The organism is Vibrio mexicanus (assembly GCF_001012815.1).
Classification (GTDB): Bacteria; Pseudomonadota; Gammaproteobacteria; order Enterobacterales; family Vibrionaceae; genus Vibrio; species Vibrio mexicanus.
This window is the reverse complement of the sequence record NZ_JYJP01000051.1, coordinates 1-25,382: the sequence shown is the minus strand read 5'-3', so window position 1 is coordinate 25,382 and position 25,382 is coordinate 1. Positions and strand designations below refer to the sequence as shown.

At 43.9% G+C, this 25,382-nt stretch carries 18 protein-coding genes and 3 pseudogenes; 9 read left to right on the top strand and 12 right to left on the bottom strand.

Features of this window, described 5'->3' with window-relative positions; genetic code table 11:
• Positions 1-149: 149 nt before the first annotated feature.
• From UA76_RS25165 to UA76_RS07445, 5 genes and pseudogenes are all read right to left on the bottom strand, one after another.
• Positions 150-1,741 (bottom strand): annotated as a pseudogene (locus UA76_RS25165) (ABC transporter ATP-binding protein).
• A gap of 5 nt (positions 1,742-1,746) precedes the next feature.
• Positions 1,747-2,778 (bottom strand): ABC transporter permease, encoded by a 1,032-nt coding sequence (locus UA76_RS07460; protein ID WP_047044742.1) that lies wholly within the window; start codon positions 2,776-2,778, stop codon positions 1,747-1,749.
• Between the two features lie 74 nt (positions 2,779-2,852).
• Positions 2,853-3,941 carry a microcin C ABC transporter permease YejB gene (locus tag UA76_RS07455; protein ID WP_047044516.1) on the bottom strand — a complete coding sequence of 363 codons (1,089 nt, stop codon included), beginning with the start codon at positions 3,939-3,941 and terminating at the stop codon, positions 2,853-2,855.
• 12 nt (positions 3,942-3,953) lie between these two features.
• Positions 3,954-5,774, bottom strand: a complete 1,821-nt coding sequence (locus tag UA76_RS07450; RefSeq protein ID WP_047044514.1) for an extracellular solute-binding protein — start codon at positions 5,772-5,774, stop codon at positions 3,954-3,956.
• Between the two features lie 255 nt (positions 5,775-6,029).
• Positions 6,030-6,647 (bottom strand): OmpA family protein, encoded by a 618-nt coding sequence (locus tag UA76_RS07445; protein WP_047044512.1) that lies wholly within the window; start codon positions 6,645-6,647, stop codon positions 6,030-6,032.
• 234 nt (positions 6,648-6,881) lie between these two features.
• Between UA76_RS07445 and UA76_RS07440 the strand changes: the two genes are divergently transcribed.
• From UA76_RS07440 to UA76_RS07425, 4 genes and pseudogenes are all read left to right on the top strand, one after another.
• Complete coding sequence (locus tag UA76_RS07440) at positions 6,882-7,508, top strand: thioredoxin domain-containing protein (RefSeq protein WP_047044509.1); 627 nt, start codon at positions 6,882-6,884, stop codon at positions 7,506-7,508.
• Between the two features lie 15 nt (positions 7,509-7,523).
• Positions 7,524-8,000: a BamJ family beta-barrel-assembly machinery protein gene (locus tag UA76_RS07435; RefSeq protein ID WP_047044506.1), complete on the top strand. Its 477-nt coding sequence runs from the start codon at positions 7,524-7,526 to the stop codon at positions 7,998-8,000.
• Positions 8,001-8,149: 149 nt separating this feature from the next.
• Positions 8,150-8,559, top strand: a pseudogene (gene arfB / locus UA76_RS07430) (alternative ribosome rescue aminoacyl-tRNA hydrolase ArfB).
• A gap of 355 nt (positions 8,560-8,914) precedes the next feature.
• A pseudogene (locus UA76_RS07425) lies at positions 8,915-10,677 on the top strand (methyl-accepting chemotaxis protein).
• A gap of 154 nt (positions 10,678-10,831) precedes the next feature.
• On the opposite strand, the gene UA76_RS07420 reads toward UA76_RS07425, so the two are convergent.
• Positions 10,832-11,653, bottom strand: coding sequence for a hypothetical protein (locus tag UA76_RS07420; protein WP_047044503.1), 822 nt, complete (start codon positions 11,651-11,653; stop codon positions 10,832-10,834).
• A 622-nt stretch (positions 11,654-12,275) separates the two neighbouring features.
• Entirely contained in the window at positions 12,276-13,607 is a 1,332-nt protein-coding gene (locus tag UA76_RS07415; protein WP_047044500.1) for a DUF4397 domain-containing protein, read from the bottom strand.
• Positions 13,608-14,130: 523 nt separating this feature from the next.
• Here UA76_RS07415 and UA76_RS07410 point away from each other — a divergent pair.
• Positions 14,131-15,597 carry a peptide MFS transporter gene (locus UA76_RS07410; protein WP_047044497.1) on the top strand — a complete coding sequence of 489 codons (1,467 nt, stop codon included), beginning with the start codon at positions 14,131-14,133 and terminating at the stop codon, positions 15,595-15,597.
• A gap of 227 nt (positions 15,598-15,824) precedes the next feature.
• Here the strand turns inward: UA76_RS07410 and UA76_RS07405 are convergent, their stop codons facing one another.
• From UA76_RS07405 to UA76_RS07395, 4 genes are all read right to left on the bottom strand, one after another.
• The gene (locus UA76_RS07405) at positions 15,825-16,169 is read right to left on the bottom strand and encodes a hypothetical protein (protein WP_162198943.1); all 345 of its coding nucleotides are present in this window, start codon (positions 16,167-16,169) and stop codon (positions 15,825-15,827) included.
• 5 nt (positions 16,170-16,174) lie between these two features.
• Positions 16,175-16,726: a GGDEF domain-containing protein gene (locus tag UA76_RS24520; RefSeq protein WP_238322216.1), complete on the bottom strand. Its 552-nt coding sequence runs from the start codon at positions 16,724-16,726 to the stop codon at positions 16,175-16,177.
• Positions 16,727-16,911: 185 nt separating this feature from the next.
• Positions 16,912-17,565: a transporter substrate-binding domain-containing protein gene (locus tag UA76_RS24515; protein WP_157617596.1), complete on the bottom strand. Its 654-nt coding sequence runs from the start codon at positions 17,563-17,565 to the stop codon at positions 16,912-16,914.
• A gap of 190 nt (positions 17,566-17,755) precedes the next feature.
• A complete protein-coding gene (locus tag UA76_RS07395) occupies positions 17,756-18,298 on the bottom strand; it encodes a DUF3332 domain-containing protein (RefSeq protein WP_047044492.1) in 543 nt (180 codons plus the stop codon).
• 489 nt (positions 18,299-18,787) lie between these two features.
• Between UA76_RS07395 and UA76_RS07390 the strand changes: the two genes are divergently transcribed.
• Both UA76_RS07390 and UA76_RS07385 read left to right on the top strand, forming a co-directional pair.
• Entirely contained in the window at positions 18,788-20,020 is a 1,233-nt protein-coding gene (locus tag UA76_RS07390; RefSeq protein WP_047044489.1) for an L-lactate MFS transporter, read from the top strand.
• An 80-nt stretch (positions 20,021-20,100) separates the two neighbouring features.
• A complete protein-coding gene (locus UA76_RS07385; protein WP_047044487.1) occupies positions 20,101-21,723 on the top strand; it encodes a VRR-NUC domain-containing protein in 1,623 nt (540 codons plus the stop codon).
• A 29-nt stretch (positions 21,724-21,752) separates the two neighbouring features.
• Here UA76_RS07385 and UA76_RS07380 read toward each other — a convergent pair whose 3' ends face one another.
• Positions 21,753-22,409: a M23 family metallopeptidase gene (locus UA76_RS07380; protein ID WP_238322211.1), complete on the bottom strand. Its 657-nt coding sequence runs from the start codon at positions 22,407-22,409 to the stop codon at positions 21,753-21,755.
• A gap of 293 nt (positions 22,410-22,702) precedes the next feature.
• Here UA76_RS07380 and UA76_RS07375 point away from each other — a divergent pair, with 293 nt between their 5' ends.
• Both UA76_RS07375 and UA76_RS07370 read left to right on the top strand, forming a co-directional pair.
• Positions 22,703-25,060: a fatty acid cis/trans isomerase gene (locus tag UA76_RS07375; protein ID WP_047044481.1), complete on the top strand. Its 2,358-nt coding sequence runs from the start codon at positions 22,703-22,705 to the stop codon at positions 25,058-25,060.
• A 58-nt stretch (positions 25,061-25,118) separates the two neighbouring features.
• Positions 25,119-25,298: a hypothetical protein gene (locus tag UA76_RS07370; RefSeq protein WP_047044479.1), complete on the top strand. Its 180-nt coding sequence runs from the start codon at positions 25,119-25,121 to the stop codon at positions 25,296-25,298.
• The last annotated feature ends 84 nt before the right edge of the window (positions 25,299-25,382 follow it).

Sequence of the window (25,382 nt, the reverse complement as noted above, 5' to 3'; positions counted from 1 at the left end):
CAAGCCACTGTCATTGGCGAGTGCCAGTCACTTCACGCTCAATTAAGCTATTGCTTCTATCCCTTAAATAACAAAGGCGACCCAATAGGCTCGCCTTTGTTCATTTCCGCTAATCAGAAAGCTTTACTTAATTAGCAAATTGATTCAATTCAGAAACTAGAAAGTGCGACCAGTTCCTGCGTGTATGGCTGCTTAGGTGTAGCAAACATTTGCTGGGTTTCCCCCTGTTCAATAATCTCGCCAGATTTCATCACTATGGTGTAATGGCAAAGTGATTTCACAACGTTCAAATCATGACTGATAAACAAGTAGGTTAATCCATGCTTCTCTTGTAACGACTTGAGAAGGTCAAGAACTTGCGCCTGGACGGTCCGGTCTAATGAAGAGGTCGGCTCATCAAGCAGTATAAATTCTGGCTGAAGAATCAACGCTCGCGCAATCGCTATACGCTGCCTTTGACCACCAGAAAACTCATTGGGGTAACGATGGCGAGACTCAGGGTCTAAATCCACTTCCCGCATTACATCACAAATCATCTGATCTAATGTAACTTCGTCATGATCGGTATGAACTCGTAATCCTTCTCCGATAACCTGCGCCACTGACATTCTTGGATTGAGTGCCGAGAACGGGTCTTGAAACACCACTTGCATCTTGCTGCGAAATGGCAACATCGCTTTCCGATCCAAAGCGTCAATTGCGTGTTCCCGATAACGAATATCGCCCTCAGAAGAAACCAACTTCAAGATAGCCATACCAGTGGTGGACTTACCTGAGCCACTCTCACCCACAAGACCTATAGAATGCCCTTGCTTAAGTGAAAAACTCATGTCCGTCACCGCTTTTACGTGGGATACAACTCGTTTGAAAATACCGCCAGTTATTGGGAACCATACTTTGAGTTTATCTACCGTCAAAAGTGCAGGCGCTGATTCATCGACATCGACTGGTAAGCCACGCGGATCGGATTCGATAAGTTTTTTAGTGTAAGCATGTTCCGGAGAGTTAAATACTCGTAAACATTCACCCACTTCAACCAACTGTCCGTTTTGCATCACCGCGACACGGTCAGCAATTCTTCTCACAATACTCAAATCATGTGTGATAAACAGCATTGCCATACCTAGCTCTTTTTGGAGATCTTTTAACAAGTCCAATATTTGCGCTTGGACTGACACATCAAGCGCCGTGGTTGGTTCATCCGCAATCAACAGTTCAGGTTCATTGATTAACGCCATTGCTATCATCACACGTTGGCGCTCGCCTCCTGAAAGTTCATGTGGGTACGCCGAGATTTTTTGCTCTGGGTTACGAATGCCCACTTTCTCAAGCCAACTAACCGCGTATTGCTCCGCTTTGCTTTGGCGCATACCACGATGCACCGCTAACGTTTCAACTAACTGCTTACCTATCTTATGAAGAGGATTGAGCGATACCATAGCTCTTGGAATATCATTCCAATTCTACCGCCACGAATACCGCGTAACTTTCGTTCGCTACAGCTCAACATATCGGTGTCATCAAACACAATCGAGCCATTCAGGTAATGGGCTGAGCCTTGGGGAAGAAGCTTTAATATCGCGTTAGCCGTCACCGATTTGCCAGAACCACTTTCGCCCACTAATGCCAGTGTTTCGCCTTTGTCGATCGATAAAGATACATTTTCAGTCACCGCTTCCACTTCGTCGCGGCGACCAAAGCCGATAGACAGATTTTCTATGGTTAATACTCGATTCGTCATAGTGATTACCTGCCTTGCTGATGTGGGTCGAAAGCGTCACGCACGGCTTCTCCGATAAACACTAACAGTGTCAGCATCATGGATAAGACGACGAAAGCAGAAATACCGAGCCAAGGCGCTTGCAAGTTCGCTTTACCTTGCGCGAGAAGCTCACCAAGCGATGGCGATCCTGCTGGTAAACCAAAGCCTAGGAAATCGAGAGAGGTCAAAGTGGTAACAGAACCTGACAGAATAAACGGCATCATTGTTAACGATGCTACCATCGCATTGGGTAGCATGTGGCGCAACATAATACGTTTATCGCTCACACCCATGGCTTGGGCTGCCCGAACATAATCGAAGTTACGGCAACGTAAGAACTCGGCTCTCACAACGCCAACAAGCCCCATCCAACTAAAGAGCACCATAATACCAAGCAGCCACCAAAAGTTGGGCTCAACAAAACTCGACAAAATAATTAGTAAGAACAGTGTCGGCATGCCAGACCATATCTCAATAAAGCGCTGACCAAACAGATCAAGCCAGCCGCCGTAGTAACCCTGAGTTGCGCCAACGAACACGCCGATGATGCTGGATACAATGGTGAGTACAAAACCAAATAGCACCGATATTCTAAAGCCATAAATAATCCGAGCTAAAACATCTCGGCCTTTGTCATCTGTCCCCAACCAGTTGACAGAATCTGGCGCTGAAGGCACAGATCCAACAATATCGTAATTAATCGTATCGTAGCTAAATCGGATAATCGGCCAAATTATAAAGCCCTTTTCTTCTATTAGCTCAACGACATATGGATCGGTATAGTCTGCTTCTGATTCAAACTCACCGCCAAATTGAGTTTCAGCGTACTGGTTGAATACTGGGTAGTACCATTGCTGATCGTACTCCACCAGCAAAGGTTTATCATTGGCAATCAGTTCAGCAAACAGACTAAAAAGAAATAAGATTGAGAAAAACCAAAGCGACCACAAGCCGCGTTTGTTGGCTTTAAAACGTAACCAACGAGCTTGATTCACTGGATTCATCTGTTTTTTCATTTTCACTGCTTTATGGCGACTTGTACTGTTTTGATTTTGTGGTTTTTCAATAGCTTGCTCTCTACCTTTCATGTTTAGCGCGCCTCAAAATCAATACGTGGATCGACCCACATATAGGTTAGATCCGAGACGATACTTAACAGTAAGCCAAGCAGTGTCATGATGTAGAGCGAACTGAATACAACGGGATAGTCACGTTGGATCGTAGATTCAAAACCCAATAAACCGATGCCTTCTAGAGAAAACATCACCTCAATCAGCATGGACCCTGTAAAGAAAATACTGATAAACGCAGCTGGGAATCCCGCAATAATAATTAACATCGCGTTTCGAAACACATGTTTGTAGAGAATGCTGCCTTCATCGAGACCTTTCGCTCTCGCAGTTACGACATACTGCTTATTGATTTCATCCAAGAAGGAGTTTTTAGTCAGCATACTAAGTGTGGCAAACCCACCAATCACCATGGCAAAAATAGGCAGAGCTAGGTGCCAGAAATAATCGATGATTTGTTCATACCAAGGCAGTTGGTCGAAGTTGCTCGACACTAATCCTCGAAGTGGGAACCAGCTAAAATAGTTTCCGCTGGCGAACAGAATGATCAGAATAATGGCGAACAAGAAGCCCGGAATGGCATACCCGATGATCACCACCGCACTAGACCAGACATCAAAACGCGAGCCGTGATGAATGGCCTTCATGATTCCCAAAGGTATAGAAATAAGATAGATGATTAGAGTGCTCCATAACCCTAAGGATATGGAGACAGGCAAACGCTCGACGATAAGATCAATCACATTACCACCTTTAAACAAGCTTTCACCAAAGTTAAAAGTGACGTAGTTCTTAAGCATTTCGAAATAACGAACATGAATCGGCTTATCAAAACCAAACTGCTTCTTTATCTCTTCAACCACTTCTGGGTCTAAACCTCTAGAGCCTTTATAGCCCGTATTCGAGGCTTCTTCTATTACCGCGGTTTCAGCGGCATTACCGCCACCAGTGATGCGATTTAAAAGACCCGCTTCTAACCCTTCCATTTGAGCAATGGCTTGCTCTACAGGACCACCCGGAGCAACTTGAATGATAAAAAAATTAATAGTGATGATTGCCCATAACGTAGGTATTACGAGCAATAATCGTCGAAAAAGATACGCCGCCATCTGACTCCCCTACTAGCGTCTTTTCTCTGGTAACTTGGCAGCTTTCTCTTTAGAAACCCACCAAGTATCGACACCGAGATCGTAATCAGGGCGAATCTCTGGTCGCTCAAACTTGTCCCAAGTCGCCACTCGATATTTACTGTAATGCCATTGCGGAACCATATAGAAGTTCCACTGCAATACGCGGTCAAGTGCGCGACCTAGCGCAAGCAATTGCTCAGGATTCTCTTGGTTATCGGCAATCGCTTGAGTCAGGTAATCAACGGCAGGGTCCATAACACCGGCGGTATTGTAGGTTGAATCGATGAAGTTAGAATTCCAAACAATCATCAAACTTGAGTTAGGGTATGAGTTTGCAAAATAGCGAGACGAAACCATATCAAAATCGCGATCTCTCAACCGTTTGATATATTGAGTTCGGTCAACTGAACGAAGCTTCATATCAATCCCCATACGCTTTAGGTTTCGTTGGAATGGGATCGCATACGTCTCAACGTTTGGATTGTAAATCAACAGTTCAAAGCTCATCACTTCGCCTGTTTCCACATTGGTCATCGCTTTATTTTTAAGCTCCCAACCCGCTTCTTTAAATAACTGGAAAGCAGTGCGCATCTGGCTACGAATACGGCCTGAACCATCCGTTTTAGGCGGTTGATACTCTTCTGTGAATACGCGCGGTGGAATTTTGTCTTTTATCGGTTCTAATACTGCCTTTTCTGCATCCGAGGGTAACCCGAAAGCTGCATATTCGGTATTTTGGAAGTAGCTTCGAGTTCGAGCATTTTGATTGTAGAAAAGGTTAGCATTCATCCATTCAAAATCCATCGCATAGGCGATTGCCTCACGCACCTTAGGATCGTTAAATACAGGGCGTTGGATATTGAACACAAATCCATTAGCAGCTTGTGGCTGCTGATGCGGGATTTCTTCTTTTTTAATAAATCCCTTATCAAAGTTAGTACCCGTGTAAGAGTTTTCCCAAAACTTCGGCTCACTCTCGATACGAATATCAAACTCCCCCGCTTTGAAGGCTTCTAACATGACTGTGTCATCGCGATAATAGTCATACTGAACCGTCGTAAAGTTGTTCCTACCAATATTAACAGGGAGATCTTTTGCCCAATAATCTTTGACTAAGCCGTAAGTAACGCTTTGGCCCGCCTTATAATCGACAATTTTGTAGGCGCTGCTGCCTACTGGTGGCTCATTGAGTGGCTCACTGAATACGCGATCCTTCCAAAAGTGTTTAGGCAGTACGCGTGTAGATTGAGCAAAGCTAAACAGTTTCTCGCGATCCGGCTCTGCCATTTCAATGCGTACAACCAAATCTGACTTGGCTTTCACAGACTTAATGGATTTGTAGTAAGAACGGTATTGAGGTACACCCTCTGTCATAAACTTATCGAACGTAAACTCAACGTCATGGGCGGTAATCGGCTTGCCATCATGGAAACGGGCATTGGGGTTAATATCTAACTCTAACCACATGTAGTCATCTGAGTAGCGAACGTTACTTGCAATAAGTGGATAGTAACTGTCGATTTCATCGCTTGGTGAGTACATCAAAGTATCGTAAAGCTGCCCAGTAGCTGCAGCGGCCACACCACGAGATGCATAGCGGTTAAAGTTATCAAAGGTACCCATCTGGCCATAAGTGACTTTGCCGTACTTTGGTGCGTCTGGGTTTACATAATCAAAATGAGTAAAATTTTCAGGGTATTTCGCAGTTCCGAACCCCACCAGTGATTGAGTCTCTATAACAGCCGCGTAGGATGCAGCGGAGCCTAGCATACATAGGCTAGCACCTAAGGCTGCCCAGCGAATCTTCCTCATTTATGATCTCCCTTTAGAAACGTTCGGAATCAACGTCCATGCCGTTCTTATTCTGATTTTAGTTAGATAAATAACAAATAATAAATATTAATAATTCAGACACTTGGATAAGTATAGGAAAAAAGTTTTAAAAGGTGCAATGCTAAGTTTGTCAATATTGTGCTTCTTTGTGTTTCAGCCAGAAACAAAAAGAGGCGCTGGTTGCGCCTCTTGGATCATAGATCTAGGAATGTATCAGTTGTGCAGCGATAACTATTAGTTGTTCGATACAATAAATAGCACTTCGACTCTGCGATTGCATGCCTTACCCGCTGTCGTTTTATTGGTACATGCAGGGACATACTCGCCATATCCTCTGGTAAAAATGGCATTCATTGAGACGTTGTTACTTACGAGCGTTTGTTTTACGGCCTGCGCTCGTTTGATTGATAAATTGTCATTCAGTTTTTGGCCGCCCGTGTTATCGGTATGCCCATCAATAACGATGTCGATTCCCGGTTCGCTAGCAAGGTAGCGACCCATCATATCTAACCAGTAGCTCGATTCAGGAGCGACATTTGCCGAGCCAGTATTGAACTTAATCGTGTCTTTCAGTTTCACCATCACATGATTACCTGGCAGTACCTCATAGTCCACACCATTTTTAACCAAAAAACTCTGTAATGAATGGTAACTATTGGTACGACTTTGGCCCATCGAACCTTTCACACTTGCTCTGGCAGGCGTGGTCGCATTGCCCCACTCAGGGTGACGCAGTTCTTGGCTACTTTTTGGTGCCGTATCTAACATGTCTCCACCGAGAAGCATGCTATCTGGTGGCAATGTGCCACAGCCAACGAGTAGAGAGGCTAACGCTAAAAGTATGTACTTCATGTAAACACCGCTGATATTTCCTAATGACAAACTCTATATCGGCGCCGCGTAAAAATCTTTAAGTGAAAATCAACATAAATTCATCCCAACAATGAAAATGTGACCAAAGTTAGAAGTACAATTCCGCGACCTCAAACAAATCGTAAAGATTTGTTCAATTAGCGCTATTTATGTTTTCCTAGTCCGTACTTCCCGCTAAAATTGAACCTTAATACTTAATTATGTGATTATTTTATGAAAAAGTTCACTTCTACACTGTTTGCACTTGTGGCCAGTGTGTTTCTACTCGTGGGATGTGGGGAAAACCTTCTACCGCAAGAAGGCAAGCATTTTTCTGTTCTTCCCTCTGATTTGTCCAAGTACAAATTAGATCCTGTGACTGAGGTCTTCTCACTTCAATGTGGCCACTGTCGCCAAATGGAGCATGTAATTCCTGAACTAGAAAAGCAGACAGGTCAAAGCTTTGGTAAGGTTCATGTGACTTTCAATGAAGGCGCTAAGATTGGTGCGATGATTTACTACACAGCGGTAATGCAGCTTGATGGTGTGCCAGACGGTGAGATGATGGATGAGCTTTTCGCGGCAGTTCAGCTTGGTGACGGTGCTAGCCTTCAAGACAGACAAAAAGCCATTGAACAGGCTTTCATTTCACGTGACCTCTACACACCGTACGAGCTGAATGAATCTCACCAATCAACGCTATTCGAACATATGGTTGTTGCAGAAGGCGTTTCTGTCGATGGCCGCATCAACGCTGTCCCTAGTTTCATCATTGACGGCAGATACTTAATCAATACTTCGGCTCATGAAAGCGTTGAAGACATCGCCCGCACCATTAACTACCTAATTAAAAACATTTAAGACAGGAACATTGCAATGAGTAAAATGACCATCGCTATTATCATCCTTGCGGTCTCACTTTTCCTGATGTACCGCAGTTGGAGCAATAACAAAGCCGCAGATGCGAACGCCGAGTTGGGTCAAGCATTTTTAGCAGAAAATGCGAAAACAGAAGGCATCGTAACACGCCCGTCTGGCCTGCAAATTCTTTCACTTCAGGAAGGCACAGGTACAGTAAATCCAACAGCGAAAAGCAAAGTGAAAGTACATTATCATGGCACTTTGACGGATGGCACGGTATTCGACAGCTCTGTTGACCGTGGTGAGCCAATCGTATTCGGCCTAAATCAAGTGATTAAAGGTTGGACCGAAGGCCTACAAACCATGGTTGTTGGGCAAAAAGTTCGTCTGTTTATACCAAGTGATTTAGCTTACGGTAACCGTGGAGTTGGCTCTATTCCAGCAGGTTCAGTGCTAATTTTCGATGTTGAACTGCTTGAAATTCAAGACTAACAAGAAAACGTTGTGAGTATAATGCCCCATGCCGGATGGTTTGGGGCTTTTGTTTATATTCACCCGGCATTTTTAGTACCATAGGGGGCTTATCGCTTGACTACAAGCGACAATTCATCGGCCACTTTAGAAACAAAGGAAAACGTTTAATGTTGAAGATTTCTAACACGGTTGAGTTGGCTGAATGGGAAATTGAGCTGACGGCGATTAGAGCAATGGGATCTGGTGGCCAGAAAGTTAACAAAACCAGTAGCGCCATACATTTACGCTTCGATATCAAACGTTCTACGCTTCCCCAATTCTACAAAGAGAGGCTTTTAGCGGTTACCGACTCCCGTATTACGAAAGACGGTGTCATCATTATTAAGGCCCAGCAATATCGAACTCAAGAACAAAATCGTGAAGATGCCCTACTAAGCTTAAAGAAATCATTCTTGCCGCCATTGTTATCCAAAAGATACGCAGGCCCACAAAACCCACCAAAGCTTCTCAAGTTAGACGAGTCGATGCCAAAAAGCGTAAAAGTCAAACCAAGTCATTAAGAGGCAAGATCAGATAAACCTCTTTTGGTTCCTTTTATCATAAATCGACCGCTAAAACTATTCACTCTTAACCCAATCTAATAACCGACTATCATTCAGAGAGTTAGGATTTTATATCCCGTAACAAAACTGTCATATTCAGGTGAATATTTGATTTTCAATGCGAAGAAAGAAGTATGTTCGAGACATAAGATACGCAACGGGGTTCTTATTGTGAGTTTTGCCCTAAGCATTCGACCCACATCTCAACCTAAAGGTCTATTGTTTATCCCTGCCAAATGTTTCGCTATCTACTATTGATATCATACATAGTTATAACTACTCTTTAAAAATAACAAGTACAATTGATTCAACTATTAATTAGGTAATCTCATGAATATCAAGCAGAAACTGTATTCATTGGGCTTTATTGCCATTCTTGGCGTTGTGACCCTTTTAGCTACCTCTACGAAATTCGCCAACACTACGGAAGAGTTAAACAAAGCAAGCTATCTTGTCGCCCAACTAGAAATCAGACTCCTTAACCTAAGGAGAAACGAAAAAGACTTTTTACTTCGTAAGGACATGAAGTACTTAGATAAATTTAACAAAAACATGGAAACGTTCTTATCTTATGAATCCCAACTGTCCACAATACTTGCCGACAACAACCTCCCGTCTAGTGCTCAACTGAGAACCGATATCAATCATTACAAAGATGGATTTACACAACTTGTACGGGCTTTCGAAACGCACGGCCTGAACAAAGAGGTGGGTCTGCTCGGTTCGTATTACTCAAAGATGAAGGAGACACAAACAAATTCCTCTAGTGAGAAACTTATCAAGCTCTATTCCTTTAATTCAAAAGTTATGGAAGGCGAACTTGATGCGAGTTTAGGCTCGAACTTCTCCAATGATTTGGTCACAGCAGCTAAAGCATTGGTAGAGCAGAAGGTCGTGATTGGTCTTAAATACAATGAAGGGCTATTGGGTAATACTCGTGGCTTATCACATACCGTTGAAGAGCAATTCAAAAGCTTCTCAGCAGCCTTAGACGAAGAGCTGCTTTCCTCTGAAGAACGTTTAGACTTGATAAAACAGCTGGTGACTCTGCTCATCATCATTGTCATCATTGCTTTGGTTTATCAAATTTCTCGCTCAATCAATCTTCAAGTTGCTCAGCTATTGAAGGTCATCCAAGAGATTTCTGAAACGAATGATGTGGGTCGTCGCTCTGAGCTGAAAGGTAAGAATGAACTGGTTTCCATAGGCGAATACTTCAACCGTCTTCTAGACAAATTGGAAGCTCTTATTTCTGGGTCGCAAGCAAAATCCTCAAGCTTAGCGGCAAGTACAGGCAACATGCACAATGCGCTACAAGATGTTATTGAGCAATTCCATGTTCAGGCTGATCACACCACTACTATGGCAACGTCGGTTCAAGAAATGGTTGCGACCATCAACGAGATTTCAGAAAGCACGGCGGTTGCAGTTGAAGGTGTTCAACAAGCGGCAAACAATGCTCAAGATGGACGTAAAGTGGTTGAGTCTACGGTGAGTAACATTAGCCAGCTCTCCTCTACCCTGCATGACAGTCAACAATCGATTTCATCGTTAAACGAGCATGTCGATCAAATTGGTGGCGCAGTAACCATCATCCAAGGTATTGCAGAACAGACTAACCTGCTTGCACTCAATGCCGCCATCGAGCTGCTCGTGCTGGTGAACAAGGCCGTGGCTTTGCCGTGGTTGCAGACGAAGTTCGTGCTTTGGCGAGTCGCACTCATCAATCAACAGAAGAGATCACCAAAGTGGTTTCTGCGATTCAAAGTCAAATGTCTACGGTTGTTTCAAACATTGATCAATGTAACGAACAAGGCCAAGAAACACTTGGTGCCTCTCAAACATTGGATGCAAGCCTAAGCCAAATCATTACGGATATGGATACGATTCAGGCCAACTCAGAACGCATTGCATCTGCCATTGAAGAACAAGGCATCGTGATGAATCAAGTCAGTGAATCCATCACCGAGCTTAACTCAATCTCAGATAACAACATGCAATCTGCTCAACAATGTTTATCAGAAGTCGATATGGTTTCTTCACAAGCAAAACAAATGGACGCTGCTGTTGCCGAGTTTCGTACCAGTAAGTAAATAGTGGATTTGGCTGTGAAGCTTCGCAAGCTTACCCTCATTAACTCCGGTCACGACGTCGATGATCGGAGTTATTTAGGGAGTAATTCAACACCATTCGCTTAGTGATTAAAACTACCGTTCACAGCGGTATGAAAACACTTCGAGATTTATCTTAGAAGCTGTACGACATGCCTATAGTGATTTCATCAGTAGTTAAATCTCGATCCACAACAAAGTGCGTGTACTTCACATACGGGGTGAAGTCATCTATCGCGTAAGACACAATGAACTCATGCTCGTTCGTTCGAAAATCGTCGTCAATATGGAATATGGCGTAACTTGAACCCGATCCGGTGTTCATTACTTCAATATAGTTCCCATCAAAATCATAGTTTTCATGTGTCCAAGTGTAGGCAAAGTTAAAACCAGAATATTCGACATGACCACCAAGAAAAAACTTGTTCGCCGTAAAGTCTAAATCACTTTGAGAATTAAATGATGTATCTGAGCTCGGTGCCATATGCCCATAACGGATTGCACTAGTTGCGCTCTTTTGAGACCCATCAATGTATCCAATACCAGTAAACACACCATACCAATCTGCGCTATATGCTAACGTTATTTCAAAGAGGTTCTCATATCCTGCAACGCTATCATGCGTTAATTCATCACTTATACGATTAAATGGTAAACCTAGCTTGCGGTCGTAATCAGCAAAGTGATGGTGGTTACGGTCAGACCAACGGCCATATTCATAGTAACCTGTTAGTGAAAACTTATCAGTCAGGTCCAGTGTTTGGCACACGCCTGCAGCGTACCAGCCTGCATCATCACCACCAAGATAGACAGATGTTCCTTTTTCATTAACTGAAAAAGTACCGCCGACTTCTGAAATGTGAGAGTCGAAGTTATGCTCAACATAGATGTTTTGATGTGCTGAAGCAACAAGAGGAAATGCAGCTACTAATGAAGCCGATAAAATTGTTTTTTTCATGGAAATTTCCCAAGCAAATGAAATTTAGGAAATCCTTTTAGGCAATTAATTAGTCAAAAATCCATCTGACACGAAAAATATAAAGAGCACCCATTAGTAACTAAATGCCCAATGTGGAATGTCCGACTTAAATAGTGGTTATTAATCAATTAAAACAGTCAGTTAACGCCCCATTGCATTCAAAGTAAGTATGTAAAGAGATGCAAAGTGTTTGTTTCATTTTGTTTCTATAAACACACATCCATTACTTAGAAACATGGCTACTAATCCAAAGCTACTTTGCAGTTAATAGGATGTGTGACGTTTGGTACCTTTGCTGCCCTGATCAGATCAGTGTTTGGGCTTTAGCCATTTATATATACATCTTCACGCGACCTCAACAGATAATGGTTTGATCATAAAGTATTGTCGCTTCACTCATCACGAGGTATGCACTAAGAAAAGGGAGAGTTGGTCTACCTCGAAGACTATTCTCAAGAATTCGGCAAAGTAGTTTTAAAAAACATAAAAAATCGGAAACCAATAACAGGTTTCCGATTGTCTTTCGACATAAGAGTTATCGCCCTTACTTCAAATGAAATGGACCGTGAGCCATATTCGGGCGTTAGTTACAATGACTTCTTTAGTCCGTAATGTCACTCACTATCAGGTCAAAGGTAGCCGTATCATCGATTGCAATGGCTTGATAAACCTTATCATTTTCGACTGTCACTGAAGCTGGGCCTATCGCCGCTGTTTTGGTACCCGTAGGCGTTACAGTTACGAAGTACGTCCCTGCTGCTACATAAATACCTTGTTCATCTTCTTTAAAATCAAAGCCGGAAATTGCAGGGCTAGCAGAGGTAATATCGCTTGTTTCAGTTAGATAAACGTCTACGGTTGATGCGCTGGGCGCTGCATGGATAACGTTTAATTTTGCACTTGTTGCCACGGGTCTGCGGTCAGTTTTAACAATCAAACCCTCTATCGAAGCCAGCTCGTTGACAGCGAAGATTCCATAATCCATACCTTTATCAAGGGTTTGACCGTTAACATCAATAACAACGGTTGCAGGTGTATCATCAACATAAACATCGATATCATAACTGCCAGCTGTTACAGCGGTGTAGTCGCGAACCTGTTCGAAGTCTAGGTCAGACACAGCTTCAGTGCCGTTCAGTGACACATCCACTCTTGGCGCATCATCGACCAAGTGACCCACTTGAATCTCTGCACTTTCTGTCGCATTGTAAATAATTGAAGATGAGGAACCATCCATCACTAAAAGCTTAACTGGCGATGATCCATCACTATCTTGGTTTGGAACTGCAGCGATCGTTAGCTCAGTATTGTTGGCTAAAGCCACTGTGCCCGAATCAAAAGCAACAGTTTGTGTGCCTGCAAGCGCTAAACGTATTTGATAGTCACCACCAGGGATATTAAGTACACCTGTATCGTTTTGGTATGAGAGCGTCGCTTGTGCTGTCGATGTAGACAAATCAGCACCTGGAGCAGTAACGTATAAATCAACGTCAGGCACACCAGCAGCAGCATGCGCCACTTGGACATCTAATGTGGTACTACTTTGGTTACCCGCTACCGGACGGGAAAGTACTAAAGCATCAACGGCGTTGCTGCTGGCTGCGTCAGCTTCACCCACCACCACGACTGTGTATTTGTTGAGTTCACTTAAATTTAGGGTAGTGTCGGAAATTACTGTTGTCGTAGCTCCGCCTGGAAGCTGAACATCAACACGAACGGTGTTGCTGCCCGCTGTAACGCTACTAAAACCTGACGCCGCGCCGAAATCAACATTCGTCCATTGAGGGCTACCATTTAACCAAACATTGGCTAAGGGAGCATCTTTCGAAGCGTGCGCAGCTTGTAATGAGCTGGTTCCGTTGTCGTCACTACTGTTGCAACCGACAAGCGCGACAGCGATGAGAGTTGCAGGGATTATATTCTTACTAAACATTGCGTTGTTCCTTACCTGTTTTTCAGACAAAACGAGGCCGCACTTATAAACGCGCTATAAGAGAGTCGGGTTCGTCCAGTGAAAGTTAGTATGAAATAGCCCGCCGGTAGTCTTACAAACTCTGCCCCTACAGATACCACGCTTTGTATCACCGATACTGGTTACCATACTTCCAACAATGCTTACGAATTTCAAAAATAAACAGATCAAATATTTAACAAAAATGATTATCAAAACCAATTTCGCCCTCTTTCCCTTATAACTCTCTATTAATTAGTCAGTTACTCCACTTTTCTACGCCATTTACGATCCCCTAATTGACACTATATTTCACGCAATCGCTTGCTTAAAAAATCTTATGCCAATTTACTCTTTGATTTAAGACAATAACACCACAAACAACTTCCATCCCAACCTTGTATTGGTGTAACTTCTACTCCCTGATTAAATCTATGTTTCAAAGTGTTTCGGACTAAGCCCAGCATGGCCTAGCTGCTGATTCATCACTAAGTGAGTAATTACAATGTGGAATAGACTGAACAAGTCCATGATGTTCTGCCAAATGATGTTTGGCTTATCTTTCTATGGCGTTCTAGTGAGTCTTACTCGTTTCTTTTTAGAAGATCTCAACTACAACGAAGCCGATACCATGATGATCGTCGGCGCATTCTCGGCGATTGGACCGCTGTTTGCTATTGCTGGTGGCTTTATAGCCGACAAATTCTTGGGCGCTTATCGCTCACTGACCTTCAGTTTCTTTGCTTTCGCCTCTGGCTATGTTTTGCTTGTCATTGGCGCCTCTATGACTAACGTACCACTATCTATGTCTGGTATTGCTTTGGCCAGTTATGGTCGCGGCTTAATGTCCCCTTCTTACCCAAGCCTTTACAAGCGCACGTTCACGTCCCAAGAAGATTTTGAGAAGGGCTATCCAATTAACTACTCAGTTAATAACGTTGGTGCGTTCTTGGGCCAATACCTGTTCCCAATGTTAGTTCTTATCATTGGTTTCCACGGTGGCTTTACTATCTCAGCTGTACTCGCAGCCGCTGCGTTTACCATGATGGTAATTTTCCGTAAGGGGCTTGTGGGTGTTTCCGCTGAAATCGACAAACAATCTGTTTCAACTAAAAACTGGATCCTATTCTTTACGCTTTCTGCTGCGATGATTGGCCTTGTTTTCTTCATGTTCTCAAACATGGATGTTGGCCAAAACATTGTTTATGCCATCGGCCTAGCTGCGATTTTGTACTTCGTTTCGCTTATGTTCAAAGTAAGCAAACCCGAAGCGCTGAAAATGGGTACTATCCTAATCATTACTTTCTTAACCACCTGCTTCTTTGTTTACTATGGCCAAATGATGACATCGATGAACATGGTAGCGATGAACACGCTGAAAGGTTCTTTGTTTGGCTTTATTCCGCTTGAGCCAGAAGCGGCAATGGCGATGAACCCTCTGTGGTGTATGGTGGGTGGCCCAATCGTCGCAGCAACATTTAGCATGCTAGAGAAAAGAAAGATCTTTCTTTCAACGGCGACTAAAGTTGCTTTCTCATTTGTACTAACGGCAATTGCATTCGGTATCTTGACGTTTGCAGTTACCACTGTTGGTGAAGATGCGATAATTCGCCCTGAAATCTTCCTAGCAATCCACTTCTTCCAAGCGATTGCAGAAGTGATTGTTGGCTCAATGGTCGTTGCATTTATCTTGTCTGTAGCACCGAAGCATATCGAGAACTTCTCTGTTAGCCTGTTTTCAGTTGCACTCGCATTGTCGGGCATCATAGGAGCAGTGTTCTCTACGTCTATCGCACTAGAGAAAGGCCAAGCTATCACACAAGAGATTGTCCAAAACGTATACGGGGACTACTTCCAGCTACTTACGATTCTCGCCGTGGTTATGGTGGGTGTGGCTCTGGTCTGCTCGAAAGTGATTCAAATGATGCTTAACGCCGCAGAGCAGCACGAAGTACAAGAGATAAACGTTTAATGTTCTTGCTGAACTACTCCTGAGGTTTTGGTTTAACTTTGTGAAAGAGTTCTCTTACAACAAAGCTTTTATCTAGCTATTAACTAATGCCCGGTTACTACTTAACTTATCTCAACTCAAGTAGCCACCGGGCATTTTAGTATTTATACGTTCGATGAACTTATTGGTGCAAGGGCAAACACACTAGTCCGAATAGTTTTCAGTTCGCGTTGTTAACGTCATACCAATCAAGCCGCGATGGAGCTTGTATCTTGCAGCGTTCTTAGTGCCAGATACTCATTAAACGCCGCTTTAAGCTCTGCATGTCTTAGGCCAAACTCAACACATGCTTTCATGTATCCTAGTTTGTCTCCACAGTCGTATGAGACTCCAACCATGTGGAACGCGTTCACCACTTCGGTTGTCATCAAGCTTTCAATGGCATCGGTTAACTGGATTTCACCGCCAACGCCAGCCTGAGTTTGTTTTAGTTCTTGCCATATACTTGGCGAACAAAAAGGAAAATTTCCACCTTTTTGACACGAAGGAAACACATAAGGAAGGGACAAGTAATCCAATAATCCATAGGACAATACTGTCAATTGTGTATATGGGTAACAAGCTCTACGCGATTTTTACCTTTTGATTTGGCTTTATACATGAGTTTATCTGCTTCGGTCATAGTAATTGGATTAAGCAACTGGCTATAGTGAACAGCGCCAACGCTCACACTGACTGAGGCTCGTGGTGCAGATTCGATTGTAATTTCAGCAACAGATTGGCAGATTTTACTGGTTAGAAACTCTGCGTTGTCCAACTCCATGTCACTGGCAATAATTGAAAATTCTTCTCCCCCTACCCGAGCAAACAAAGCGTTAGCTGGGATAAGAGGTTTTACCGTAGTCGCAACACTATGAATCACTTCATCGCCCACGCCATGGCCATACGTATCGTTGATCGATTTGAAATCATCAATATCAAAAAGCACTATCACAACGTCAGGCGTCCCTAATTCAAAATTTTTCCACTGTTCGACGAAATGGCGGCGATTGCTAATCCCCGTTAATGCATCTTCCTGAGACTGCACAAGCAACTTAGCGTTTAGCGCTTCAAGCTCTCTCGTACGTTCTTTGACGGTTCGCTTCAACATGTAAATGTAGCCAGACGCCATTAGGAAAACGATCAAGATAACGCTTGTGATGAAATGCTTGGGATACACAGTTTCGACGTGAAACCACCGATTGAGAATCTGCTCTTTCTCTATTCGAGGTACTCGATTAAAGCCTTGATCAATGGTCGTCAGTAAAGAGACATTGTTTTCACTGACAGCGGGTTTTAATGCACCTGAATACAAGTGAAGTATTGGGACATACTCAGCGCTTGCTTCAAATACTGACATATAGAAGTTTGCAACTTGGAGATCTGAAATGAAACCATCAATCGTTTCTTGTGCAGCCGCCTGCATAAGTTCCTCGTTATTACTAAACTCAACCAGCGGCAACTGGGGGAAATTGTTTTGTGCAAAATATTGTTCATACCCCCCGTCACGACACCAACACCACGATTGCCCACGCCGGTTAAGAAGAAATTTACATCGGTACCAATCAGGCGCTGGCTTATATAGAGCTGCGTATCGATAACTATGATGTCATTACCGAAATCTAAGAACTCGTCCCTAGGGGATGAAAACAGTAAACCACCATGGACATCCGCCCGCCCATCTTTCACTGCATTGATCGATTCATTCCAATCTAATAGCAAGAACTCTATTTGTACGTTGTTATTTCGGCTGTAAGCATTCCAGAAATCAACCAAAATCCCACTGGGTTCGCCTGTTTCAGAAATGTAGGAGAATGGCTTCCATGCTTTAGAGTTGGTCACAGTCAAAATTCGGGTGTTCGAAAGGGTATCGTCATTCGTGGCGTGTGCTGCCATGAGAGGAATCAAAGGTAGGATTAATAGGCTAGCCTTCGCATTAACGCCATTCACTCCCCCATTTCAATGAAATTGAATCAGCATCACACTTTAGTACTACTTTAGAAGTGTCGCCCAGATTTAGGAGATTGCAAAAACAGGGCTCTCAATCCGATCTATTTACCCCTTTTTGATAAGCACTTGGATTATTATTACATTCACAAAAAAGCCTTCTCATTTGAGAAGGCTTCAAGCTCAATACCAATTAGATATGAGTCGTGGCGACATACTCGTTTAACTCATCGTTTGATACCGATGTGACAAACTGGTCATCCACGTAAAATGCAACGCTATCTTTACCTTTCTCACCGCGAAGGATCTGCTCTGTTCCATCAATGTATGAGATTTCCATCTGAAGTGTATTTTCGTCTAGCTGAGTCATTGTCGCTTGTTCAATGTCTGAGTTGTTCGAAAGGTTTAGAGGAACATCTTTAAGAGCTGGATCTAAGCTGTCATTCACTTTGATGTAGTTCTTAGTGGGTGTATCAACCACTGCAGGGCCTTTGCTGATTGGGTTTTCACCAGTCCAGAATTCAATCGCATTCACAATGAATAAGTCTGCCGCACCCGCAATACCGTAAACAGGCGATAGAAGCATAAACAGTCCAGCACGAGCATTTCGGTTATCGACTGCTTCTAAGTTGAACTTGCTTACCATACCTGTCGTTGCCATTTGCCCCATACAACCTGTTAATGCACTTGCACCAAGAGCAACTACAACAGCAACTTTTAGTGATTTAAGTTTCATGATTTTCACCGCTATTAAAAAAACGGCGAGATTGTAATGATCAAAAATACACTTTGAAACATGTTTTTGCTTTGATTTGCACAAAAATGACTGTGTCAAAATTCCAACACATTCGAATATCACGAAAACTCACCATTGGTAATTTCGAATTCACTATTACTGATGAGTGCAGTGTTTAATCTCAAAACATCGAAATTAAGCATAAAATATCCTGCAAAACTCAAAATCAGACTACCGCTCAAACATAATCGTCGACTCACCCAATATGGTGAACAATATGCCACTAGACACACAAGATATGCTAAAAAAAACATTTATTTAACAACGCAAAATTAATTTCCTAATAAAGCAAAAAAGAGATTCCAATCACAGTTCTTTTGTTTATAATTCGCGCCCATTGCGGCTTATTTTGATAAACGCAAACAAAATTTGATAACCCTTTTCATCCACTCCTCTTTGCCTAGGTAAAGAGCCAAACCGAGAACAACAATGAGCAAGTTAGACAAAGCGATGCGCATTCTTTTAGCAGGATTTTGTATCAACCTGTGTCTGGGCATTCTGTATGCCTGGAGTGTATTCAACAAAGCACTTGTGACTGACTTTGGCTGGAGCGCAGCTGACGCTTCATCACCTTACGCTATCGCTACTATCACTTTCTCTGTGTGTCTACTGGTTGCAGGTATCCTGCAAGACCGCATGGGCCCACGTAAGATCCTTATCCTAGGTACTTTCCTAACAGGTGCAGGCATGATTGCATCTGGCTTCGCATCTTCTGTACTAATGCTGAACATCACTTTCGGCGTAATTACAGGTGCAGGTATCGGTTTCGGTTACGCGTGTCTTTCTCCATCGGCGATGAAATGGTTCCACCCAAGCAAGAAAGGCCTGGTTAACGGCCTCATCGCTGCGGGCTTTGGTTTGGCTGCAATCTACCTAGCGCCATTAACGTCTATGCTGATCTCTCAACTTGGCATCAACACTGCGTTCATGATTCTTGGTGTTGGCGTAATGATCATTGCAGTTCCACTTGCGTGCACAATCAACAACCCACCGGCTGATTATGTTCCTGCAGAGCCTAAAGTAAAAGCAGGTCAAGCACCTAAAGCGGTTAAACAAGCGAATGACATCAGCTGGAAAGCGATGCTAAAAACGCCTCAGTTCTACTCTCTTTGGGTAATGTACGCGTTTGCTGCATCTGTGGGCCTAATGATCATTGGTAACATCACTAACATCGCAAGTGTTCAAGCAAACCTGCCAAACGCAGTTTACCTAGCGTCTATCCTTGCTGTGTTTAACTCAGGCGGCCGTATTGCAGCGGGTATCCTATCTGACAAGATTGGCTGTGTACGTACTCTTCTTCTTGCGTTCATTCTGCAAGGCGTAAACATGGTTCTGTTCGCAACGTTCCAATCTGAGTTCACTCTAATCATCGGTACAGCAGTTGCGGCAGTTGGTTACGGTACACTTCTGGCAGTATTCCCATCTATCACAGCTGAATACTACGGACTGAAGAACTACGGTACGAACTACGGCGTTCTATACACAGCATGGGGTATCGGCGGTGCAATCGGTGTTGCGGTTGTTGGTTACTCTATGGGTAACGGCGGCGGTTACGGCCTTGCTTACACAATCTCAGCAGCAATGATGGCAGTGTGTGTGGTTCTTGCATTCGTGACGAAACCAATCACAGAAGCAAAAGTGGCAGAACTTAAGCACGCTTAATCATTTGAATCCTTGATTTAAATTCCTATGAGAAAGGCTTACCCTAAGGGGTAAGCCTTTTTTGTATCCAGTAAATATTAATGACAACACCAACGCCCGAACTTGCACCCGATTACTATCTCGACAACTTTCAACGACTAATTAACCATGCGTTGAAATGGTATCAAGATTTACTCAACGCAGAAGAAAGCGAATGGGTTTCACGCTTTAACGACCTGACACGTGGGCAACAGTGTTTACTGGTCAGGCTGTTTAGCCGAAAAGGTCTGTGGTTTCGCAGCGATAAGCTTGACTATGAAGAGATCAAAGATATCCCTGCAACACTATTTGAACTCGACAAGCTGGGCTTTATCTCAATCAACCCAGAGGTATCTAACCAATCCCTTGCGCACAACCTACTGACTAAGCCTGAAACGCTAGCGCTATTCCCAGATCTGAATAAGCGCTTGTCTAAGCTAGAGCTTATCGCTTCGCTATCCGATGACGGATTTCAAAAATACTCGTCATTGAATTTTGATGTCGTCTACCTCAACGCAGGCGAAATGATTGATTTGTTGCTCGCTCTCTTTTTTGCCAACACTCATCAAGACTTAACTCAGTTCGTGCTAGATGATCTGGGGCTCCATCAATACGAGAAATACCAGCTCAGCAAAGAGCGTCGTTTTTTTCACTCACGTGAACAAGTCGATACGTTGTTATCTTTAAGCGCGGTAGCGAAAGCGTATCAACAGGGTGACCGTAAGAGTATTGAGCACCTCGACTCCGTTGCTCAAAGCTTTCCCTCACCTATTAGTCATCCGTATGTTGAGCGAAGGCGACAGCACCTTATCAACGATCTTGCTCGTGATTTCGAACGACTTGCAGCATTTGATGTGGCATTGAAATGGTTCCAGCAGTCTGCGCTTGCACCATCAAGAGAGCGCCAAGCCCGCATCTTTGACAAGCTCGATCGCATTGAAGACTTTGAACGTCTGGTTGCAGAAATGCTTGGGAACCCGCTGGATGAGTCAGAATACGAAGTCGCGGTAAAGCTAGAGCAGCGTTTAAGGCGAAAACAGGGGCAAAAAGTACCACGTTCCGCCAAACCTCGTTGTCACGAATACCATATCGAATTGGATCTATCGCAGCAGCGAGTTGAGCTTGCTACTAAGGACTATTTCGAGTCTTTAGGCTGGGAAGTGTATTACAGCGAGAATGTGTTACTGAACGCCCTATTCGGGCTAACTTTTTGGGAAGCGATCTTCGCACCTATTGAAGGCGCTTTTATCAATCAATACCAGTACAAGCCGTTAGACCTGTACCACCATGACTTCAAGGATAAACGTTCAGTATTGCTAGAAGAGGGGTTTTCGATCATTCGTAGCCAGCGCCACGATGTCATCATTGATCGCCTCCACCAAAAAAATGGGATCAACAATCCTTTTGTGTTTTGGGGTGGATTAAATGAAGAGTTGATAAAACTCGCTTTAAAACACGTCAGTCCAGACACGCTGATTGAACTCTTTGAAGTTCAACTGCGCGATTTAAAGCTGTATCGCAATGGCATGCCAGATTTAATTGCGTTTAAAGACGGCGAGTATCGATGGATAGAGGTGAAAGGCCCTGGCGACAAACTGCAGGACAATCAATGGCGTTGGATCAAACGTTTCAACGAACTCGATGTGCCATTTTCGGTGTGTTACGTGGCCCAGTTCTCTCATTAACTAGCAAGCTATCTGACTAACCAAAACAATTACTCTCGGTTAGCCATTTTCGTTTGTTGGATAAATTGTTCAGGATCAACAAAGTTGTAAAAGGTAGGATGTTTTTGCGTGTATCCCGTCATCCAGTTGTCTCGTCCACTGTTAGGGTAGTCTTCTGGATTACCTAAACGAATCGAGAAGTGAAGATGAGGAACCGCGCCGATACCGTAGCCTTCATTAGTATCGGCGATGTACCCTATCAGCTGGCCTTTTTTCACCTGTACGCCTTTCGCAACCAACCAACGTTTTGCCGATACATGCCCATACAGTGAGTAAATACCCGGACGATCATGAGTAATGACAACTAACGCACCGTACCCACTTTCCGCGCCAGAAAAATAGACTTCACCATCAGCCACTGCAAACACTTCTGTCCCGGGCTTAGCGAAGTAGTCAACCGCCGAATGAAACAAGTTGGCAAATCGGGCGACTTTGCCAAACTTTGCATAGTCTTGAATTGAGCCTGCTTTCTTCATGGGCAGTCCGAACGCCTGATTGGTATTCGCGATCGCCGCTTCAACATAGACGCTCTGCTCACTTTCGTGCTCAGCAATTCTATTCTGCTGCTCGTTTTGATGCCACTTTACGCCCGCCATGGTGACAATTAACATCAATGTAAACCCTATCGCGAACTTCCGATTTGCCACTCTTCGCACCCACTCATTACCTTCGAACACCAACAACCAGTCCAGTTTTCACAGCCTTTCAGGTTAGGTCAATGAAATAGAAAGGATTTTGCGGCAGAGTCTTATTTGAACATCAGTTTTCTCACTTTTGCTATTCTCACCAGAACACCATGCCACACAACACCATGCCGCAAAGAACAATCCCGCTGCTGATAAACCTATAAATTATTTGAATAATAAGGCGAGTTGCATTTGCTTAATCAGACGCTTTCTGCTGCAATCAACACTAAACAAGAAATAGAGCCAAGGCAGCAATGAAGTTACACAGGATATTTGTATTAGCAGTGGTCACCGTGTTCGCCGGTTGTGCAACCTACGCGGGCTTGAACTACGATGAACTCTTTGGGCAAGCACAGGTTCGGGAGCGCACAAACCCAATTGACAGTTACGAAGCCGAGTACTTTCTTACTCAAGTTAAGCCTATCATCAATAATCGCTGTGTTGTTTGCCACGCTTGTTACGATGCGCCATGCCAGCTCAAAATGAGTTCGGTCGAAGGTATCGACCGAGGGGCAAGTAAAGATCTCGTCTACCAAGGTGCTCGTTTAACCGCTGTGACCCCTACCCGACTGTTCGAAGATGCGCAAACCACACAGGAATGGCGTGATCTTGGCTTTCACCCCGTGCTTAATGAACGGGATCAAACTTTCTCTGGTAACGTCGATGCTGGTTTAATTGCGCGCATGATTACCCAAAAAGAGCGTCACCCATTGCCACAGCAAGATCAGCTAGAAGGGTTCGATTTCTCCATAGACAGAACCCAAGTTTGTCCAACCATAGAAGAACTGGACGCTTACGAGCAAGATTACCCAACATGGGGAATGCCTTACGGTATGCCAAACCTGAGCTCTGCAGAATACACGACCTTAATGAAGTGGCTGCAAGATGGCGCAGCGATGAACGCCCCACTGCCGTTAACCGAAGGCCAACAGTCCCAAGTAGGAGTATTTGAGAAGATGCTGAACCGCGCTTCTCGAAAGCACCAACTCACGGCTCGCTACCTGTATGAACATCTGTACTTGTTCAACTTGTATTTCTCTGACTTAGGCGAAGAGCGCCCGCGCTTCTTCCAAATGGTACGCTCTAAAACACCGCCGGGTGAGCCTGTAGAACGCATTACTACGCGTAGGCCTTATGACAATCCAATGGTTGAACGGGTTTATTACCGTATTATCCCAAACCAGAATGTGACGGTGGATAAGACGCACATGCCGTACGCACTTAACGGAGAAGTGTTAGCTAATTGGCAAGCATGGTTCATCGATAAAGAGTACACCGTAAGTCAACTACCAAGTTACGACGTTGAAGTCGCAGCAAACCCTATGACAGCCTTCATTGATTTGCCTGTTAAAGCCCGCTTCCGTTTCTTACTTAGTAACGCACAGAACACAATCAACGCCTTTATCAAAGGGCCTGTTTGTCGCGGCCAATTGGCTTTGAATGTCATTAACGACCATTTCTGGGTGTTCTTTGTCGACCCAGAAAAATCAGATTTGCCAGAAATTAATGAGTTCTATCGCTCGCAAGCGGACAACTTAAGGCTTCCAGGCGAGTTAGAAAGTAACACACTTCCTGTTTCAAATTGGGTTCGCTTTTCTCGCCAGCAAGCGCGTTATCTAGAAGCAAAATCGGAGTTCTCTAATGAGTGGTTCAAAAGTGGTGAACATGTCACGACTGATATCGTATGGACCGGTGATGGCACCAACCCGAATGCTGCTCTAACGGTATTTAGACACTTCGACAGTGCTTCAGTAGTTCAAGGTTTGGTTGGTCAACAACCGAAAACGGCATGGATTATCGATTACGCCCTACTTGAGCGTATCCATTACCTACTTGTGGCCGGGTTCGATGTATACGGTAACTTTGGCCACCAATTGATGACGCGTATGTTCATGGACTTCTTAAGGCTTGAAGGTGAAACCAACTTTATCTCGTTACTTCCCCAAGACATGCGCCACGAAGAGCACGCTAGCTGGTACAAAGACCAAAGCCCGCAACTCAGCGAGTTTTTGCAGCGTAATATCGAGCCATTCGATCAGCCAAGTAAGGTGCCGTACCAAACGGATGACCCAAAAGCCGAACTGTTCGACATTTTAAAAACTCAATTAGCACCTGTGCTCGGGTCACGCTACGAGATTGAGCAAACTCATCTTAGTCGTGATAGCGAGAATAAGCTTAAACGCATCAATCAGATTCGTGGTGAGTCCCTCATACCGTTCCCACAAATCTCGATGATTATGATTGAGGCGGATTCTGGCCAACAAGAGCTGTTTACGCTATTGCGCAACAATGCACACACCAATATATCCAGCTTGTTTGACGAAGAAAGCAATCGAGATATCGCCAACGACACGTTAACACTAGTGAAAGGAACGCTCGGTAGCTACCCAGCCACGTTCTACGCTTTGCAAGAGTCGCAAATAGAAGACTTCGTGCGACTTTTCGAAAGCATAGAAACTGAAGAGGATTACGTTAAGTTGTTGGATCGCTTTGCTATCCGTCGCAGTTCTCCGAAATTCTGGGAATTTAGCGACAAAATTCACCACTGGTATCAAGTAAATTATCCCATCGAATATGGTTTACTTGACTATAATCGATTTGAGAATAGGTGAACCAAATGATGTCGCTTCCCGTAGAAGCATGAAGTGACATCAATTAAAGGAGGCGGATATGGCAATCAAAGATAGCATTGAGGCGCTAGAGCAACAGATCTATATCGCAAGTTCAGAGGGCGACTACGACACCGTGTATATGTTGGAACATCAACTTGAGAGTTTACGCTACAAGGTCGACCACCCTTTTGAAGAAGACCAAAATGATCTGCCAGCCACCAGTAAAACGGAACCTTAACTGAACAGAACCCAACCTTAAGTGGCATTTCACAACTTAGTGAATGCCATTTTTTTGGATTCAGTTTTATCAGCACAGTCCATG